The sequence below is a fragment of the Arthrobacter sp. zg-Y179 genome, assembly GCF_020907345.1.
Taxonomy (GTDB): domain Bacteria; phylum Actinomycetota; class Actinomycetes; order Actinomycetales; family Micrococcaceae; genus Arthrobacter_B; species Arthrobacter_B jinronghuae.
Window position 1 is genome coordinate 343654 of sequence record NZ_JAJJOB010000008.1, and the last position, 18640, is coordinate 362293.

Genomic DNA, 18640 nt, shown 5'->3' on the forward strand with positions numbered 1-18640 from the left:
GGCGTTAGGTTGTTCCGCCGGGAACCGGGGCAGGTTCGCTCAGGTGCAGGGAACGAGGCTTGCCGGGGACCACCTGCCCGGTTGCGGCACACCAGCCGAGGTAGAGGACAAAGGTGACCGCGAAGGTGGGGATGGTGGCTCCGAGCGGACTGGGCAGCACATAGGTCAGCAGCAGTGAGGCACCCGCGCCCACCAGCCAGGCCACCAGCGCGGCCGCGTTGATGCCGCGCCGGAACCAGTACCGTCCCCCGCTGCCAAGCAGGATGTCCGCGCCGTACGAACGTTTCTGCACTACGTAATAGTCCGCGATCATCACCGCGAACACCGGAATGAACAGCGAGCCGATAACGGTCAGGAAGGACGTGAAACTGTCCAGCAGTCCCAGCCAGGTGGAACCGAGGACGGACACGGCACCCAGCACGACGGCCGTGGGAAGGAAGCGGATCCGCCGGGACGGCACCATGTTCACCACGGAGGAGACCATGCCGTACACCACCATGGTGTTGGTGGCCATCACGGACAGGAAAATCACCACGGCCAGCGGTGCACCGAAGATCCCCACGATCAGGGCCGGGTCGAAGCCCACCGCCTCGCCGCCGTCGAGCACAACATAGCCGATGGCGGTGGCGCCCAGCGCCATGGCCAGAACCGTCGAGACCACGTAGCCGACGGCGGAGCCGGCCACGCCGGCGGTCTGGGACTTTGCCAGCCGGTTGAACTCGGCGGAAAGGACGGTCCAGGAGATGGCCGTGGCAATGACGATGTCGAGCACCGAGATCGCGGACATCCCGGCGTCGGCGTCCCGGGGAATGGCAGCGAAGTCAGCCACGGGGAATTCCCGGAACGCGACGGTGAAGACGTAAGCCATGATGGCCAGGATCACCAGTGCCAGCCACGGCTCCACCCGGGCAATGCCCTTGTGGCCGAAGATGGCCAGGGCCACCACCAGCAGCTGGCAGAGCACGGAGAAGAGGACGGGGCTGGAGAAACCGGTGGCGCGTTCCACCAGGAAGTTCACCGTGACCCCGGCAAGCATGGCCTGGACCCAGCTCCAGCCCATCAGGATGACCACGTTCGCGGCCACGGGCAGGAACGAGCCGCGCAGTCCGAACGACCCCTTGGTCAGGGACATGGTGGGCAGCCCGGTGCGGGTGCCCATGTTGCCCACCAGTACCAGTACTGCTCCCCCGATCAGGGTGCCCAGGACGATCATGCCCAGTGCCATGGGCCAGCTGACGCCGGGAACGAACAGGGTGCCGGTGAGCAGCGTGGTGACCACCAGGTTGGCGGCCAGCCAGATCATGCCGATGCGTCCGACGCCGAGGGTGCCGCGGAGCGGACCGTAGCCCTCGGCGTCCTTGTCGAGGCGGTGGGAAAGACGGGCCCAGGCGGACGGCTGCGCGGTTGCTGACATCGGATTCCCCTTAGGCAACAACGACGACGGGCGTGCCGGCGGCGTCGGCGCCTTCTGCGGCACCCGCATCCGCCGGCTCAAGGCTGAAGCCGGGGTCCGGCACCGGGGAAAGATGCTCGTGGACAGCCAGGATCCGGCCACCGGACCGGACGAAGACAATCGTTTCCCGCTCCCTGGTTGTCGCCGTTGCCCCCGGCGTACCCGCCGTTGTCAGCACGGTGTGGCTGAATACGGCGCTGGCACCGTACACCTGCACATGTGCATCGGTACTCTCGCACGCCGAGACGGACCAGCCTTCAGTCAGCCAGAACGCCCAGAGCGCCTCGTATTCGGCGCGGCTTTCGAGCCTGGCCGGCTCCGTGTGGAAGACAAAGGTTGCGTCCGGAGCGAACGCCGCGAAGTACTCCTCGGTGTCCGTGCGGGAGAACGCGCCGACCAGGCGTGCCGCGGCTTCGAGGACATCGTTTTCGGACAGGGACCGGGCCGGAGTGGGGGTATCCATGGCCAGCCTTTCGGAACGGGCTGCGCACAGCGTGAGCGGATGGAGTCTACTGCGAAACGCACACCTTGGAAACAAGTGGTGCGTATTAGAAAACTTGCTCCAGTCTGAAGTGAGCCGGGTCACGTGTCAAACGGGGAGGTTCCGCCCGATGTAACCGGCGAACGGGGCCACTGCCTGGTGGGTGCAGCGACCGCGTGTCTGGCGGACCGTCTGCTGGGCCGGAGCACCCGCCGAGCCGGAGCATGGCCTAAATCCCATCGATGTACTAGCCTCGCCACCAACAGGCCCGTTAGCGGCTGGGGGAAGTCATGGATCAAAGGAGAACCATGCGCGGCATAAAGAAGACCTTTATTGCATTGACAGTCACGGGCCTGGCCCTTACCGGCTGCTCCGGCGATTCCAGCGGGGAGGACTCCCAGACCCTGCTGATTGCGTACAAGAAGGCCGACCCGGTCCTCGAATCCCTGATGGAAGACACCAAAGAGCAGTTTGAGGCTGCCAATGAGGGCGTCACCGTGGAACTGAGCCCGATTGAGGGCAACGACGACGATTACGCGACCAAGCTGGCTCTCTCACAGCGCTCCCCCGACACCGCTCCGGACGTCTTCGTGGAGGATTCGTTCAAGCTGAGGGCCGACGTCGACGCCGGCTACGTCCTCGCGCTGGACGAGTACCTCGCCGACTGGGAGGACTGGGACGCGTTCAACGAAACCGCGAAGGAAGCCGGAACGGGCGACGACGGCAGCATCTACGCGGTCCCGCTGGAAGCGGACACCCGGGTCATTTGGTACAACCAGAATGTCCTGGGCGCCGCCGGTATCGAGCTGCCGTGGCAGCCTGAAAACTGGGACGACCTGCTGGAGATGGCCCGCACCGTCAAGGCAGCCAACCCCGACGTGGTGCCGTTCAGCATGTATGCAGGCACCATGCAGAGCTTCTACGAACTGCTGTACGGCACCGAAGACGGCGCCCTGTACGACGAGGACGAACAGAAGTGGGTAGTCGGCTCCCAGGGGTTCATCGATTCATTGGACTTCCTGAAGACCATCTACGACGAAGGGCTGGCGGTCACTCCGGCCCAGGCGCTGGATCCGAACATCTGGCAGGAGATTGTGGGCGACATGCTGCCGCAGGACCGCATGGGCGCCACCGTCGAAGGCTCCTACGCCCCGCAGTTCTGGCAGGAAGGGGCGGATTACGAATGGCCGGAATACGGCGAAGTGATGGCGACGTCACCGTTCCCCACCCAGAACGGACAGGAGCCCGGCGCCGTGAGCATGTCCGGCGGCTGGACCCTCGCCGTGGGTGCCGGAAGCGAAAACCCCGAGCTGGCCGTGGACTTCGTGAAGATGGCCATGAACTTCGACAACTCGCTGGCCTACACGGTGGACGCCTCGAAGATAGCCGTGCGCAACGACGTCGCTGAAACGTCCGAATACCAGGGCATGAACCCCTTCGCCGGGGAGGTCACCGAGGTGCTGGAAGTGAGCCGCTACCGCCCGGCAACAGCCGACTTCGCCGAAATCGACACCGCGGTGCTCACGGCCACCCAGGAAGTAGTGGCCGGAGGCAAGACCCCGGAGGAGGCAGCAGCCGACTATGACGAGGCCCTGAAACGGATCGTCGGCGAAGACAACGTCATTGAAAAGTAGTCCGGACCTGTCAAGCACGTCCCCCGCCCGGGCCGCCGGCACAACCGCGGCCCGGGACCGGCCGGTCCGGCAGGCTCCCCGGCCGCGGACACCGCCGTCGACCGTGCGGCTGCGGCAGACCGTCCGCCTCCTGCCGCTGCTGCCCGCCGTCGCGCTGCTGCTGGTGTTCCTCGGGGGACCCATCCTGTGGGCCTTCTACGGTTCCTTCACCGATGCAGGCCTCACCGGCGCCAGTGCCCGGAACCCGGAATGGATCGGGCTGGACAACTACGCCACCCTGCTCACCGATCCGCAGTTTCCGCGCTCCCTGTGGCTGACGTTCCTGTTCGTCCTCGGATCCGCCGTCATCGGCCAGAACTGCCTGGGGCTGGCGCTGGCCCTGGTTATGCAGCGCGCCAACCGGGTAGTGGCCGGCGTCGTGGGCACCTGCGTGGTGGCCGCGTGGGTGCTGCCCGAAATTGTCGCCGCATTTATTGCCTACGCGTTCTTCTTCCGGGACGGAATGCTGAACCAGCTCACCGCGCTGGCAGGGCTGCCCGTTGTGGACTGGCTCTACGAATACCCCATGCTCGCCCTGGTACTGGCGAACATCTGGCGGGGCACCGCCTTCTCGATGATGAACTACCAGGCCGCATTGAACGACGTTCCGCCGGAGATCACCGAATCAGCAACCATCGACGGAGCCGGCGGAATGCAGCGGCTGCGGTTCATCACGCTGCCCATGATCAAGAACAGCATCGCCACCAACCTGATGCTGATCACCCTGCTGACCCTGGGCACGTTCACCCTCATCTACGTAGTTACCAGCGGCGGGCCGCTCAATGCCAGCACCACGCTGCCGATCATGGCTTACGAGCAGGCCTTCCAATACGGAGACATCGGCTACGGCACCGCCATTGCCGTTGTGATGCTGCTTATCGGAGCGGTGTTCTCCATTGCCTATATCCGCATGCTGCGGGAAAGGAAGGACTAGTCCATGGCCGCCGTCGTTACCGCCGCCCCCGCAGCCCCTGCCCGGGGGTCCGGCAAAACCCGCAGCGTCCGCACCGCCAATATCGTTCTGGTGCTGCTGGCAGCCTGCTTCCTGCTGCCGCTCAGCTGGCTGCTGGCCGCCTCGGTGAACGCAGACGCCACCTACGAGCTGGCGATACCGACAACCCTCACCCTGGAGAACTTCGCCGCCATCATGACGGCGCAGCAGACGTTCATCCCCCTGTTGAACAGCTTCATCCTCGCCGTCGGTTCCGCGTTGGTCACCGTCACGGCCGCGGTGCTCGCTGCCTACCCGCTTTCCCGCTACCAGATGCGCTTCAAGCGCCCGTTTATGTACACCATCCTCTTCGGCACCTGCCTGCCGATCACCGCGATCATGGTGCCGGTGTACAGCCTGTTCGTGCAGCTGAACCTGCTGGATTCTCTGGCCGGCACCATCTTCTTTATGGGCGCCACCTTCCTGCCGATCGCGATCTGGATGACCAAGAACTTCATGGACTCCGTGCCTGTGTCGCTCGAGGAGGCCGCCTGGATTGACGGGGCTTCCTCCATGAAGGCGCTGTTCTACGTGGTGCTCCCGCTGATGCGGCCGGGTTTGGCAGTGGTGTTCATCTTCGTGTTCCTGGAGGCGTGGGGAAACTTCTTCGTCCCGTTCATCCTCCTCTTCTCGCCCGACAGCCAGCCTGCGGCAGTGAGCATCTTCCGCTTCTTCGACGAGTACGGCGGCGTGGCCTACGGCGAGTTGGCTGCCTTCTCCATCCTGTATTCGCTTCCCGTGATCGTTCTCTACATCGTTTCCCGCGCATTGGGCGGCTCATTTGCCCTCAGCGGGGCAATGAAAGGCTAGGGTGGCCGGTGCACGCGAACCGCGAACTTGTTGAAGCCCGCATCAGCCGGTTCCTGAGGGAACGGCTCGAACCTGCGCGGTGGCGAGACCGGCGGCCGCTGGACATTGCTGCATGGACGGAACCGGGCGAACCGGTGTCCTTCGGGGAAGCAGCAGGCCGGGAATTCCTCCCCTTCAGTGCGGGCCAGGCCTGGGGCGCCCCGTGGGACACCACATGGTTTCGGGTCAGCGGAACGGTACCCGATGGCTGGGCCGAAGCGGACGGCGTCCGGCCGGAACTGGTCATCGATCTGGGGTTCAACGGCGACGGCCCGGGTTTCCAGGCCGAGGCGCTGGTCTACACGGAGCAGGGAGCGATAGTAAAGGCGGTGGAACCGCGGAACCTGTATGTTCCGCTCCCCCACCGGCCGGGCGAAACCTTCACCTACTACATCGAGGCCGCGTCCAATCCCAACGTCATCGCGGGCTTCACTTACGCGCCCACTCCCATGGGCGACCGGACGACGGCGGGCAGCGCCCCGCTGTACGTGTTCCGCGCCGCGGACCTCGCCCTGCTGGATGTCCCGGCCTGGAAACTGGCGAGGGACTTCTGGACCCTCAACGGGCTAATGCATGAGCTGCCCATGGACCTGCCCCGCCGGCACGAAATCCTGCGCGCAATGGAACGCGCGGTCGATGCGGTTGATCCCTCCGACATCCCGGGCACCGCCGGCGCCGGCCGGGCAGCGCTGGCCGCGGTGCTGGCCAGCCCGTCGTATGCGAGCGCGCACCGGATCTCCGCGGTGGGGCACGCACATATCGACACCGCCTGGCTGTGGCCCGTGCGGGAAACCGTCCGCAAGGTTGCCCGGACCTTCGCCAATGTGCTGGAGCTGATGGAGCACGAACCCGATTTCGTTTTCACTGCCTCCTCAGCCCAGCAGTACGCCTGGCTGAAGGAGCACTATCCGGACCTGTTTGGCCGGGTCGCAAAAAAGGTACGCAGCGGACAGTTCGTGCCCACCGGCGGGATGTGGGTGGAATCGGACACTAACCTGCCCGGCGGTGAAGCGCTGGCGCGGCAGTTCGTGGCCGGAAAGCGCTTCTTCCGGGAGGAGTTCGGTGTGGACCCCGAGGTGGTCTGGCTGCCCGACTCATTCGGGTACTCCGCAGCGCTGCCGCAGATCGCCCGGGCCGCAGGCGCCCGGTGGTTCCTTACGCAGAAAATCTCCTGGAACGAAACCAACACCATGCCGCACTCCACTTTCCTCTGGGAGGGCATCGACGGCACCCGCCTGTTCACGCACTTTCCGCCCGTGGACACCTACAACTCCGAGCTCTCCGGCCAGGAACTGGCCCGTGCACAGCGCCAGTACGCCGAGAAGGGCTTCGGGAATACGTCCCTGGTTCCGTTCGGGTGGGGCGACGGCGGCGGCGGCCCCACGCGGGAAATGCTCGCCGCGGCGGAGCGCACCGCGGACCTGGAAGGGTCCCCGCAGGTGCGGCTTTCCAGCCCGGAACGGTTTTTCGCCGCAGCCGAGGAGGAACTGGCCGAGCCTCCGGTATGGTCCGGGGAGCTCTACCTGGAATTTCACCGCGGCACCTACACGAGCCAGGCCAACACCAAAAAGGGCAACCGGCGCAGCGAGCACCTCCTGCGGGAAGCCGAGTTGTGGGCGGCGACTGCCGCGGTGCGCACCGGCGCCGCGTACCCCTACGACGTGCTGGAACAGGCTTGGCACACGGTCCTGCTCCAGCAGTTCCACGACATCCTGCCCGGCACCTCCATCGCCTGGGTGCATCAGGAAGCCGAGCGTAACTACGCCCGGGTGGCGGCAACACTTGAGGCGGTGATCGAGGACGCCGCCGGGACCCTGTTGGGCAGCGGCGACACCATGGCGGTGCTGAATGCGGGTCCGTATCCGCAGCAGGGCGTGCCCGCGGGAGGTGCGGCAGCGGCGTCGGCTTTTGCGGAAAGCTCCGGCAGCTGGGAACGCACCGACTCCGGCTGGCAGCTGTCCGGTCCCCGTCTACGGTTGACCGTGAACGACGCAGGACTGTTTACCTCCCTCGTTGCCGACGGCCGGGAAGTGTTCCTGCCCGGCCGGCCCGGAAACCACTTCCAGCTCTTCCGCGACACCCCCAACCAGTGGGACGCGTGGGACCTGGACGCACACTACCGGTTCAGCAGCACCGAGCTGATGCAGCCCGACGCCATAAAGCTCGAAGATGATGGCCGGGTCTTGAGCATCGAGCGGTCTTTCGGCGCTTCCACCCTGGTGCAGCGCATTAGGCTCAGCCCGGACGGTACGGCGGTGGACCTCACTGTCGATGTGGACTGGCACGAGCGGCAGAAGCTGCTCAAACTCGCCTTTCCGCTGGACGTGCATGCGGACCGCGCGGCGTCGGAAATCCAGTTTGGCCACCTGTACCGCCCCACCCATGCCAACACCTCCTGGGACGCGGCGCGCTTTGAAACAGTGGCGCACCGCTGGATCCACGTCGGGGAGCCCGGATTCGGCGTCGCCGTGGCCAATGACCGGACCTACGGGCACGATACGATCCGGGACGAGGTGGACGGGCGGACCTGCACTACGGTCCGGCTGTCGCTGCTCCGCGCTCCGGTGTTCCCGGATCCGGCCACGGACCAGGGCCCGCACCGGTTCCGGTTCTCGCTCCGGCCGGCTGCAGGGATTCCCGAGGCCGTGTCGGAGGGCTACCGGCTGAACCTGCCGCTGCGCACGGTATCCGGCGCTGCTGCCGCCGATACCGTCCCGCTGCTGGCGGTAGAGCATCCCGCGGTGGTGATCGAGGCGGTGAAGCTCGCAGAGGACCGCAGCGGCGACGTCGTCGTCCGGCTTTATGAAGCGTTCGGCGGGCGGGCGACGGCGCGGGTCACGGCCGGTTTCGACTACTCCTCAGTTGCCGCGACGGACCTGCTGGAACGTCCGGTGGACTCTGTGGCCGTGGGCGATGCCGGGGACGGCGGGGTCCAGTTGTCGCTGCGGCCTTTCGAGCTGGTGACGCTGCGGTTCCGGGTCCGTTGACGGGCCGGTTCCCGGATCGATTCTGCAACATTTACCGTTTCAGCAATCGAGTCTGCAACATTTACCGTTTTGGGGTCGAATATCGGTAAATGTTGCAGACTCGATGCGAACTCCCCGCGTCTTACAGCCGGAAGCCCTCGTCCAGCCGCTCGATGATGGTGACGTTCGCCTGGCCGCCGCCCTCGCACATGGTCTGTAGCCCGTAGCGGCCGCCAGTGCGCTCAAGTTCATGCAGCAGGGTCGTCATGATCCGCGCGCCGGTGGCCCCGATCGGGTGGCCCAGGGCGATGCCGCCGCCGTTGACATTGACCTTGGCCATATCCACGCCGAGCTCCCGCTGCCAGGCCAGCACCACGGAGGCGAATGCCTCGTTGATTTCCAGCAGGTCCATGTCCTCGATGCTCATGCCGGTGCGCTTCAGTGCATGGCGGGTCGCTTCAATGGGGGCGCTGAGCATCATGACCGGATCATCCCCGCGGGCGGAAATGGAGTGGATCCGGGCGCGGGGCTTCAGCCCGTAGCGGCGCACCGCATCTTCGGACGCGACCAGCAGCACGGCGGCGGCGTCGGAAATCTGCGAGGAGGTCGCAGCGGTGAGGTGTCCGCCCTCGGCCAGGGGTGCAAGCGTGGCGATCTTGGCGCGGTCCGGATCCCGGGGACCTTCGTCCGCGGTGACGCCGTTCATCGGCAGGATTTCCCGGTCAAAGCGGCCCTCGGCCTGCGCAGCGATGGCGCGGACGTGGGATTCGACGGCGAAGTCCTCCATCTCCTCGCGGGTCAGCCCCCACTGCTTCACCATCATCTCCGCGCCGATGAACTGTGAGATCTGCTGGTTCCCGTAGCGCTTTTCCCATCCCACGGAGCCGGCGAACGGGTTCGGGAAGCCCAGCTCCTTGGCTGCGGAGTTGGCGAAGGACAACGGGACGGAGGACATGCTCTGCACGCCGCCGGCAATCACGAGATCACTGGTGCCGCTCATGACGGCCTGCGCCGCGTAGGACACGGCCTGCTGACCGGAGCCGCACTGGCGCTCAACGGTGGTGCCGGGAACGCGTTCGGACAGACCCGCTGCCAGCCAGGAGGTGCGGGCAATGTCCATGGCCTGCGGTCCCACCTGGTCAATGGCGCCGAGGATGACCTCGTCATACTCTTCGGAGTCGATCCCCGTGCGGCGGACCGTTTCGGCAATCACGTGCGCGGCCAGGTCCGCCGGGTGGATCTTGCTCAGACCCCCGTTGCGCTTGCCGACGGGGGTGCGGACGGCGTCGATGATGAACGCTTCAGCCATAGTCGAGGGCCTTTCGTCGTTGTAAGGCAGATGGGTCCCAAGTCTTTCGAACCCGGGTGCGGCACTCGATGCGGAAGGCATGTGCCGTGCACCACAATAGGCGATTCTGCTGGGCCGGTAACCAGACCAGCGGTATGTACGGCTGTGCCGCTGGCTGGGCTGGGCAATTCTCCGGACCTGCATCCTCCGGTTTCTCGGTTTCCCTGCGGTTGTCCGGATCCCTGCGGTTTGCCCACGGCTCGCCCGGCCCGATTCACTCCGGTTTGTCCGATTCCCTCCGGTTTGTCCGGATCCCTGCGCGGCGCGGCGCAGGGATTGCGACATTCCGCAGGAATTACGACAGATCGCAGGGATTCCCGACCCGCCCAGCACCAACACGGTCCGCCTCATCCCCGCGACCCCGCCGACCCGCACACAGTCCCAGTCCTCCGCTGACCCCCGACCCCAACTTCTATCTAAAGAACCATTGCTAAAGAGTTCTTTAGCATCTAGCCTCAACCCATGACCCAGACCCCGGACCCGGCGGAACCCGGCCCTCGACAGCATGCGGCAACCCCGGGAGCGTCCGGTGAGCAGATGTTCGCCGATCCGGTGCAGATCCGCGCCCTGGCCCATCCGGTCCGTCTGGAACTACTCGGGCACCTGGACGACGTCGGAACGGCCACGGCAACCGAGTGCGCCGCAGCCATCGGCGAATCCGTAGCCAGCTGCTCCTACCACCTGCGCATCCTGGCCAGACACGGCTACATCGAACAGGTCCAGCAGCCGGGGCGGGAAAAGCCATGGAAGACGGTCGCGCTGCACCGGTCGCACGTCATCGATCCGGAGGCGCCCGGCTCTGTGCACGCGGTTTCCGCCGTGGCCGCCATAGAGGTGGACCGCCAGCTGAGACGGATCCAGTCCTGGCTCCGCCGCTCCCCCGCGCTTCCCCCGGAGGACCTCGAGGTGTCCACGGTGCACGAGGCCCGTGCCTACGCGACCCACGAGGAAATCCTGCAGCTGCGCCAGGACCTGTGGCAGCTGGCCCGACGTTTCGAAGGCCGCTGGGAGAACCCGGACCAACGCCCCGAAGGAGCTGTCCCCGTCCGGCTGTTCTCCGTCCTCAATGTTGATCCGGGGCAGGAATGACAACGACGCCGCCGGCTGTGGGCACCAACCGTGACGCCCTGCGCGTTCCCGGCTTCCGGAGACTGGCGTTTGCGTGGGTGTTCTCCAACTTCGGCGACTCCGTCTTGTTCCTGACCGCCGCCATCTGGGTCAAGCAGCTCACCGGCAGCGACGCCGCCGCAGGCCTCGTCTTCGCGGCCCTCGGTCTGCCCGCGCTGCTGGCACCCTTCACCGGCCGGCTGGCAGACCGTTACCGGCGTCGACCGCTGCTTATCTTCAACAACCTGGGCGCCGGCGTCGTGATCCTGGCTCTCCTGGCTGTCCGCGGCGTTGACACCGTGTGGCTGGTTTATGCGGTCATCTTCGTTTACGCCATTTCCTCCTACATCACCGCAGCTGCCCAATCCGGACTGCTCCGCGACCTGTTGGACACCCGCCTCCTCACCCCGGCAAACGGCATCCTGAGCAGCATCGACCAGGGACTGCGCATCGTCTCGCCGCTGGCGGGAGCCGGAATGCTCGCCCTCTGGGGAATGCACACCGTTGTACTGCTCGCCAGCGCCTGCTTCCTTGCGGCCGCACTGATCCTGGCCACCCTGAAACTGGCCGAAACGGTTCACGCCAAGGATGTCGGCGAGACGTTCTGGCGGAGCACGACGGCGGGTGTCCGTTTCATGGCCCGGCACCGCCTGCTCGGCCGCGCCCTGCTGACCCTGGGTATCGCCATGGGTGCCACCGGAATCCTGAACGTGACCATCTTCGCCACGGTGGAGCAGGGCCTGCGCAGTCCTCCGGAATTCCTCAGCGTGCTGCTGGGCGCGCAGGGAGTCATGGCCGTTCTGGGCGGGCTCACGGCAAGTCTGGTGATCCGGCGTTTCGGGGTCCGTCGGTGCATGATCTTCGGCGTCGCCCTGCTCGCCGGCGGCGTACTCACCACCGCGCTTACCTTTCTGCCCCTGGTGCTGGTCGGCGCTGCGGCGGTCGGCACGGGCGCTTCGTGGATGATCATCGCCTTTGTCACGCTGCGGCAGGAAGAGACACCGCCCGGCATGCAGGGTCGGACCGCCGCCGTCACGCAGGTAATGACCAACCTCCCCCAGGTCGGAGCCTCGTTGCTTGCGGCGGTGCTGATCGGGATCCTGCCCTACCAGATGCTGGTGACGGCCATGGCCGTCGGCTGCCTGCTCGCGGTTGTCCCCCTGCTCTCCCGGCACGCGCGGTCGGTCGGAGACGCTGGTGACGGCGACGACGGCGACGACGGCGGCACCCACACACGCGTCCGGGTGCCCCACGGAGGGCGGGTAGAATGAAAAAGCTGTGTTCTGAGCAGCCGACTGCCCGGCAGCAAGCAGTTCCCCCGCCGGCAGTCCCACCCACCAGAGTCTGAAAGCAGCGGAGTGTCCCAACAGGTTTCCACCCCCGTCAGCGCCACCGCCACCAAAGAGATCGTCAAGGAATCCGCCCGCCGGCGTACCTTTGCCGTGATCTCGCACCCCGACGCCGGTAAGTCCACGCTCACCGAAGCGCTGGCCCTGCACGCCCGGGTGATCGGCACTGCCGGTGCCACCAACGGTAAGGAAAACCGCCGCGAAACGGTCTCCGACTGGATGCAGATGGAAAAGGACCGCGGCATTTCCATCAGCTCCACGGCCCTGCAGTTCGCCTACCGCGACACCGTGATCAACCTGCTGGACACCCCCGGCCACGCCGACTTCTCCGAGGACACCTACCGTGTCCTCGCAGCCGTGGACTGCGCAGTGATGCTGGTGGACGCCGCCAAGGGCCTGGAAACCCAGACCATGAAGCTCTTCGAGGTCTGCCGCGCCCGGAACCTGCCCATCATCACCGTGATCAACAAGTGGGACCGGCCCGGTCTGGACCCGCTGGCCCTCATGGACGAAATCACCGAACGCACCGGCCTCGAGCCGATGCCGCTGACCTGGGCCGTGGGCATCGCCGGCGACTTCCGCGGCGTGTGGGACCTGCAGAAGGACGAATACGTCCACTTCGAGCGGCAGAACTCCGGCGCCTCCCTCGCGAAGGAAGAACACTTCAGCCCCGAAGACGCCCTGGCCCGCGAAGGCGATGTCTGGACCGATTCGCTGGACGAAGCCGAGCTGGTCATCGACGGCCGCGGGTTCGACCGCAACAAGTTCCTGGACGCCAAGGCCACCCCCATCCTCTTCTCCTCCGCAGCCCTGAACTTCGGCGTGAAGCAGATCCTGGACGCCCTGGTGGACCTGGCGCCGTCGGCCTCCGCCCGCGAGGACAAGGACGGCGGGCTCCGCCCCGTCGAGGCGCCGTTCTCCGGCTTCGTGTTCAAGGTGCAGGCCGGCATGAACAAGGCCCACCGCGACCACGTGGCATTCATCCGTGTTTGCTCCGGCATCTTCGAACGCGGCATGGTGGTCACGCACTCCAACACCGGCAAGACCTTCGCCACCAAGTACGCCCAGCACCTGTTCGGCCGCGAACGCGAAGTGATCGACCAGGCCTACCCGGGCGACGTCGTCGGGCTGGTCAACGCGTCCGCCCTGCGGGTGGGTGACAGCCTCTACGTCGAGGAACCGGTGGAATACCCGCCCATTCCGTTCTTCTCCCCCGAACACTTCCGCGTGGCCCGGTCCCAGGACCCCAGCCGCTACAAGCAGTTCCGGCGCGGCATCGACCAGCTCGAGCACGAGGGCATCATCCAGGTGCTGCGCTCGGACCGGCGCGGCGATCAGGCTCCGGTGCTGGCCGCCGTCGGCCCGATGCAGTTCGAAGTGGTCGAGGACCGCATGACGCAGGACTTCAACGCGCCCATGCGCTACGAGCAGCTCTCCTACTCGCTGGCCCGGCTCACCACGGCCGACGCCGCGGAGAAGCTCAGCAACGTGCACGGCGCCGAAGTGCTGGTGCGTACGGACGGCGCGTTCGTGGCCGTGTTCAACGACGTCTGGGCGCTGCGCCGCGTGGAGAAGAACCATCCGGACATCAGCCTGACAGTGATCGGCACCGAGTCCCCGAACAGCAGCCGCGGCTACTAGGCGCTGCTGCTCGCCGCCGTCGGCATCCACGAAAAGATCCCCGGGGCGCACCGTTCGGTTCCTTTGTGCGCTAGCCTGCCCGAATGATGCGTAACGGGATAGTTGCCTGCTGTGCACTCCTGGCTGCCTCACTGCTGACGACGGGATGCGGGGGTGGCGCGGACGCGGTGCCGGCTCAACCAGCCGGGACCATGGACCCCGCACTGCCGGGCCAGACTGCGGTGCAACCTGCCCCGCAGACAGGATGTCCGAGCGGCGCGGACGCTGTGCCGACCGATCAGGCCACCCCCGTAGAACCTGCACCGGCGGTCCAATCTGTCCCGCCGGATGAGGCGGCCCCGGAGGCAACGCCCACTGACCCCGATCCGTGCGGCCTGTCCAGCGCCGACACGGCACCGCTCGACGAGGCGGGGTACTGGACTCCCGAACGCATGGAAAGCGCCATCCCCGAGATGCCCACTGTGGACAGCTAGCACCCGGGCAACAGCCTGACCCCAAACCGAAGCAAAACCACTGGAGTGACCCCGGCCACATCGGCACGACCATAAGTATTCCTTACCATTGAGCGGTTTTCAGGTAAGCGTTAGGAATTTGTGAGTATGCTGGCCGCAACTACTCCATCTGCCGCCCCCGGTCTCACGGGAAGGCCCTTCCCGGAAGGCACAGCACCATGTCCTCCTCAGTGTTCCCCTCCCTCTCCCGCCCGGTTTTTGCCGCCGTTCCCGGGGACGTCCGGCCCGAGGAATCCGAAGCCTGGACGGCGCTGAAACAGGCGGCCACGGCCCTTCAGCCGCTCCAGAACAAGAACGGCTCGGTGGACCCGGAACACCACGGGCAGGCAGCCGAACTGATTGGAACCATTGCCGCTGCCGTCACGGCCCTCGCGCCGGCTTTCCCGCACGACGCAGAATACCTGCACCTGGTCGTGGAGGACTTTGACCGCTGGGTGGCCGGCGGACTGGAAAAGGAACCCGATTTCCTCGATTCGCTGATGGCTTTCGCCCCGCAGCGGGACCGTGTGAACGGGCTTGCCCACCTGGTGGTTTTCCCCATGTACACGCAGAACGGCAGCACCAACCGCCTCGTGGAAGCCGTCCTGATCGAGGTCATCTGGCCTGAGTTCGTCGCCGGGCTCGAGGCCGGCGAGTACTCCAACGGGCTCTTCGTCCCGATCCGTTTCCTGGACTTCACCCCCGGCTACGACACCAACTCCGCGGTGCTCTTCCCGGAAACCGTGGCCGTGCGCGAAACCCCCGCCTTCACCTGGGGCGCCATCTTCGCGGACCGCGAGGCTGCCCGCTTCCGCAAGGTCCTGGCTGCCGCAGCGGATATCACCTCGCTGCAGCTGCCCGCCGAGGCCGCCGAGCTGCTGCATAACCAGCAGCTCACCGAGGAAACCTTCATCATGTGGGACCTCATCCACGACCGCACCCACATGCGCGGGGACTTGCCGTTCGATCCGTTCATGATCAAACAGCGCATGCCCTACTTCCTCTACTCCCTGGAGGAACTGCGCTGCGACCTCACCGCCTTCCGCGAGGCCGTGAAGATCCAGCACGACGAGGACGCCCCCGAGGAAACCCGCCGGCACGCCCGGCTGGTCCAGTACGCGGTGATCTTCGACCGCATCTTCCGCTTCGCGATCACCGGCAGCCGGGTGCGCAACTACGACGGACTCGGCGGCCAGCTGCTCTTCGCCTGGATGCACCAGAACCACGTACTCCACTGGACCGACGGAAAGCTAAGCATCGACTGGGAGGAAACGGCCGACGTCGTCGTCCGGCTCGGCGCGGAAATCGAGGAACTCTACTGGCGTTCCATCGACCGCCCCAAGACGGCGCACTGGCTTGCGGCGTACGATCTGGTGGCAGGAACCCTGACGCCGAACCCGGCCTCGGTCTGGGCGCAGGGCCCGCAGGCCCTGCCGCTGGACGGACCACCGCGCGGCCTTACCGACCAGGTGCTCGACGACGAGTTCCCGCTCTCCATGTTCTACGAAGCCCTGTCCAAAAAGATGGCCCCGGTCATCGAGTCCACGGCCGGGATTACCGGCTACAGCACGGGAGACACCCGCGAATGAGCACTGAACCCGGCACGGCAGCAGAGACCGGCGCGGCCCCGCTGAAGGGCCGGACCGTCCTGGTGGCCGGTGCCGGGAGTGCCTCGGGCACCGCCGTCTGTGAAGCCCTGGAGGCGGCGGGTGCCAAGGTGGTTGCGGTAGGCCGCGATGCGGCACGGCTGGAGAACACGCTGTTCCGCCTGTATGACGCCGACCTGCGCACCTGCGACCTCAGCGACGCCGGCGAGGTGGCGGCCCTGGCGGCCGACATGCAGGAAACCTACGGCGGGATCGACGGACTGATCCACCTCGTGGGGGGCTGGCGGGCCGGTACCGGCATCGGCTCCCAGAGCGAGCAGGACTGGGACTTCCTGGAAACAAACATCCTGCGCACCCTGCGCAACGTCAGCCGCAGCTTCTACGACCAGCTCGAGGCTTCCCCGGACGGACGGCTGGCGATCGTTTCCTCCACGGCGGTGGAGTCCCCCACGGCCGCAGGCGCAGGATATTCGGCTGCCAAAGCTGCGGCCGAAGCATGGGTCCGGGCCATCGCCGCGGGTTTCCGCAGCGCCCAGTCCGGCCGGAAGGAAGACCCGGAACCCCAGCGCTCCGCAGCCGTCGTCTTCGTGGTCAAGGCACTGGTGGACTCCACTGAGCGCGCCGCCGCCCCGGACCGCAGGTTCCCCGGCTACACCGACGTCGCGGACCTGGCCGCCGCCGTCGTCCGGCTCTTCCAGCAGGATGCCGCAGAGGTCAACGGGCAGCGGATTCGCCTCGTACCGTCCACGTGACCTGAACTACATCAACGTAAGAGATACTAGGAACCGTGACTGACATACTCCCCCTGCACGACACCGCAATTAAGGCTTTTGCTTCCGACAACTACTCCGGCGTCCATCCGGAAATCCTCGCCGCACTGACCGCCGCGAACCAAGGCCACCAGGTGGCCTACGGCGAAGATGTCTACACAACGAAGCTGCGCGAGGTTTTGACCGACCAGTTCGGCAACCATATCCGCGCGTTCCCGGTCTTCAACGGCACCGGCGCGAACGTCATTGCCCTGCAGTCCCTGCTGCCCCGCTGGGGCGCGGTCATCTGCCCGACGACGGCGCACATCAACGTGGACGAGAACGGCGCACCGGAGCGGATCGGCGGCATGAAGCTGCTGGGCATCCCGACCGACGACGGCAAGCTCACGCCCGAGCTGATCGACCGCGAGGCGTGGGGCTGGGGAGACGAGCACCGCGCGCAGCCGCTGGCTGTTTCCATCACCCAGTCCACCGAGCTCGGCACGCTGTACACGGTGGAGGAAATCGCCGCCATAGCGGACCACATCCACGCACGCGGCATGAAGCTGCACATGGACGGTGCCCGGCTGGGCAACGCAGCCGCAGCGCTGGGCGTGTCCTTTAAGGAAATGACTGCAGATGCCGGCGTGGACATCCTCTCCCTGGGCGGCACCAAGAACGGGATGATGTACGGCGAGTGCATCATCACGTTCGACCCGGAGGCCTCCCCCGGGCTGGACTACCTGCGCAAGATGAACATGCAGCTGGCCTCCAAGATGCGGTTCATCTCCGCCCAGTTCATCACCCTGTACGGTACGGATCTGTGGCACCGCTCAGCCTCGCACGCGAATGCCATGGCGAGTCGGCTCCGGGCCGCCGTCGAGCAGATCGACGGGGTGGAAATCACCCAGCCCAGCCAGGTCAACGCTGTCTTCGCCAAGCTGCCCGCCGGGGTCGCCGACCGGCTGCGCGGAGACTTCCGGTTCTACGACTGGGACCAGTCCACCGGCGAGGTCCGCTGGATGTGCACCTTCGATACCTCCGAGGATGATGTTGATGCCTTCGCTGCGGCCATTGCCCGCGAAGTCGCTGCGGATCCGGCACCGCTGGCCGCACGCTAAGCCTTTCGTTACCTGCCGTCCGGCCGCTGCCGCGGAGCGGACGGCAGGTAACGAAACGGCCACAGCGGCGAGCCTGCCCCGCCCCCGGTGCTGCACAGCCCGTAGTCTGCGGAGGTGAGTGCAATAGGTGACCTGTCCCAGGTGCCCCCGGATTTCCTGACCGCGCTCGGCGCCCTGCGCCGGGCGGCCTGCCGGGCGGAGCTGAAGCTGGAAGAAATCCCGGCACCCACGCGGCTGGCCCCGTATGCGGTTTCCCTCGGCGCCGAGGTGCTGGCTCCCGGACCCGTCGGTCCCGGCAGCCTGCACGGACCTGCAGCCCCGCCGGTCCCCGACCAACTTGAGCTGGCCACCGGACGCTTCATACTGCTCCACGATCCCGCCGGCTCCCCGGTCTGGAACGGCACCTTCCGCATCGTCACCTATATCCGCGCCGAGCTGGAACCGGACATGGGCAATGACCAACTGCTCGGCTCCGTCGCCTGGACCTGGCTGGTGGAAGCGCTGGAGCAGCACAACGCCCGGTATTCCATGGCCGGCGGAACGGCCACCCGGGTGCTGTCGGAGAGTTACGGCACCCTCGAGCGCCGGGACGATTCGATCGACATAGAACTCCGCGCCTCCTGGACCCCGGCCGACGCCGACGTGCAGTCCCATCTGGAGGCCTGGTCAGACATGGTGTGCACCTTCGCCGGCCTGCCCCCGCTGCCCGACGGCGTCACGCCCCTTCCCGGCCGACGCCGGAGCTGAGCGGCACCTGCCGCGGCGGCGGACCCGACGGCTGTCCCTGCTGTCCGCAGCCGCTGCCTTCCTCGGT

15 protein-coding genes are annotated in these 18640 nt (G+C 66.4%); 12 read left to right on the forward strand and 3 right to left on the reverse strand.

Features of this window, described 5'->3' with window-relative positions; genetic code table 11:
• Nucleotides 1–4: 4 nt before the first annotated feature.
• Both LOC56_RS10340 and LOC56_RS10345 read right to left on the reverse strand, forming a co-directional pair.
• Nucleotides 5–1414, reverse strand: a complete 1410-nt coding sequence (locus LOC56_RS10340; RefSeq protein ID WP_229952170.1) for a purine-cytosine permease family protein — start codon at nt 1412–1414, stop codon at nt 5–7.
• A gap of 10 nt (nt 1415–1424) precedes the next feature.
• Entirely contained in the window at nt 1425–1916 is a 492-nt protein-coding gene (locus LOC56_RS10345) for a YybH family protein (protein ID WP_229952171.1), read from the reverse strand.
• A 326-nt stretch (nt 1917–2242) separates the two neighbouring features.
• On the opposite strand from LOC56_RS10345, the gene LOC56_RS10350 reads away from it, so the two are divergent.
• The 4 genes from LOC56_RS10350 to LOC56_RS10365 all read left to right on the forward strand — a co-directional run bounded on the left by LOC56_RS10350 (nt 2243) and on the right by LOC56_RS10365 (nt 8434).
• A complete protein-coding gene (locus tag LOC56_RS10350; RefSeq protein ID WP_229952172.1) occupies nt 2243–3568 on the forward strand; it encodes an extracellular solute-binding protein in 1326 nt (441 codons plus the stop codon).
• A gap of 103 nt (nt 3569–3671) precedes the next feature.
• The gene (locus LOC56_RS10355; protein WP_229952266.1) at nt 3672–4541 is read left to right on the forward strand and encodes a carbohydrate ABC transporter permease; all 870 of its coding nucleotides are present in this window, start codon (nt 3672–3674) and stop codon (nt 4539–4541) included.
• Between the two features lie 3 nt (nt 4542–4544).
• Nucleotides 4545–5408: a carbohydrate ABC transporter permease gene (locus tag LOC56_RS10360; protein ID WP_229952173.1), complete on the forward strand. Its 864-nt coding sequence runs from the start codon at nt 4545–4547 to the stop codon at nt 5406–5408.
• 8 nt (nt 5409–5416) lie between these two features.
• Complete coding sequence (locus LOC56_RS10365; protein ID WP_229952174.1) at nt 5417–8434, forward strand: alpha-mannosidase; 3018 nt, start codon at nt 5417–5419, stop codon at nt 8432–8434.
• A 121-nt stretch (nt 8435–8555) separates the two neighbouring features.
• On the opposite strand, the gene LOC56_RS10370 is transcribed toward LOC56_RS10365, so the two are convergent.
• Nucleotides 8556–9722 carry an acetyl-CoA C-acetyltransferase gene (locus LOC56_RS10370; protein WP_229952175.1) on the reverse strand — a complete coding sequence of 389 codons (1167 nt, stop codon included), beginning with the start codon at nt 9720–9722 and terminating at the stop codon, nt 8556–8558.
• Nucleotides 9723–10223: 501 nt separating this feature from the next.
• On the opposite strand from LOC56_RS10370, the gene LOC56_RS10375 reads away from it, so the two are divergent.
• From LOC56_RS10375 to LOC56_RS10410, 8 genes are all read left to right on the forward strand, one after another.
• Nucleotides 10224–10850 (forward strand): winged helix-turn-helix domain-containing protein, encoded by a 627-nt coding sequence (locus LOC56_RS10375; protein WP_229952176.1) that lies wholly within the window; start codon nt 10224–10226, stop codon nt 10848–10850.
• On the forward strand, nt 10847–12139 hold the full coding sequence (locus LOC56_RS10380; RefSeq protein ID WP_229952177.1) for an MFS transporter: 1293 nt from the start codon (nt 10847–10849) through the stop codon (nt 12137–12139). Before LOC56_RS10375 ends, LOC56_RS10380 begins: the two co-directional genes overlap by 4 nt.
• 87 nt (nt 12140–12226) lie before the next feature.
• A complete protein-coding gene (locus LOC56_RS10385) occupies nt 12227–13858 on the forward strand; it encodes a peptide chain release factor 3 (RefSeq protein ID WP_229952178.1) in 1632 nt (543 codons plus the stop codon).
• Nucleotides 13859–14124: 266 nt separating this feature from the next.
• On the forward strand, nt 14125–14331 hold the full coding sequence (locus tag LOC56_RS10390; RefSeq protein WP_229952179.1) for a hypothetical protein: 207 nt from the start codon (nt 14125–14127) through the stop codon (nt 14329–14331).
• A 197-nt stretch (nt 14332–14528) separates the two neighbouring features.
• Entirely contained in the window at nt 14529–15938 is a 1410-nt protein-coding gene (locus LOC56_RS10395; protein ID WP_229952180.1) for a DUF6421 family protein, read from the forward strand.
• Nucleotides 15935–16708 (forward strand): SDR family oxidoreductase, encoded by a 774-nt coding sequence (locus LOC56_RS10400; protein WP_229952181.1) that lies wholly within the window; start codon nt 15935–15937, stop codon nt 16706–16708. The genes LOC56_RS10395 and LOC56_RS10400 overlap by 4 nt, the downstream gene beginning before the upstream one ends.
• 35 nt (nt 16709–16743) lie before the next feature.
• A complete protein-coding gene (locus LOC56_RS10405; protein ID WP_229952182.1) occupies nt 16744–17826 on the forward strand; it encodes a threonine aldolase family protein in 1083 nt (360 codons plus the stop codon).
• A 123-nt stretch (nt 17827–17949) separates the two neighbouring features.
• On the forward strand, nt 17950–18573 hold the full coding sequence (locus LOC56_RS10410) for a DUF3000 domain-containing protein (RefSeq protein WP_227922807.1): 624 nt from the start codon (nt 17950–17952) through the stop codon (nt 18571–18573).
• The last annotated feature ends 67 nt before the right edge of the window (nt 18574–18640 follow it).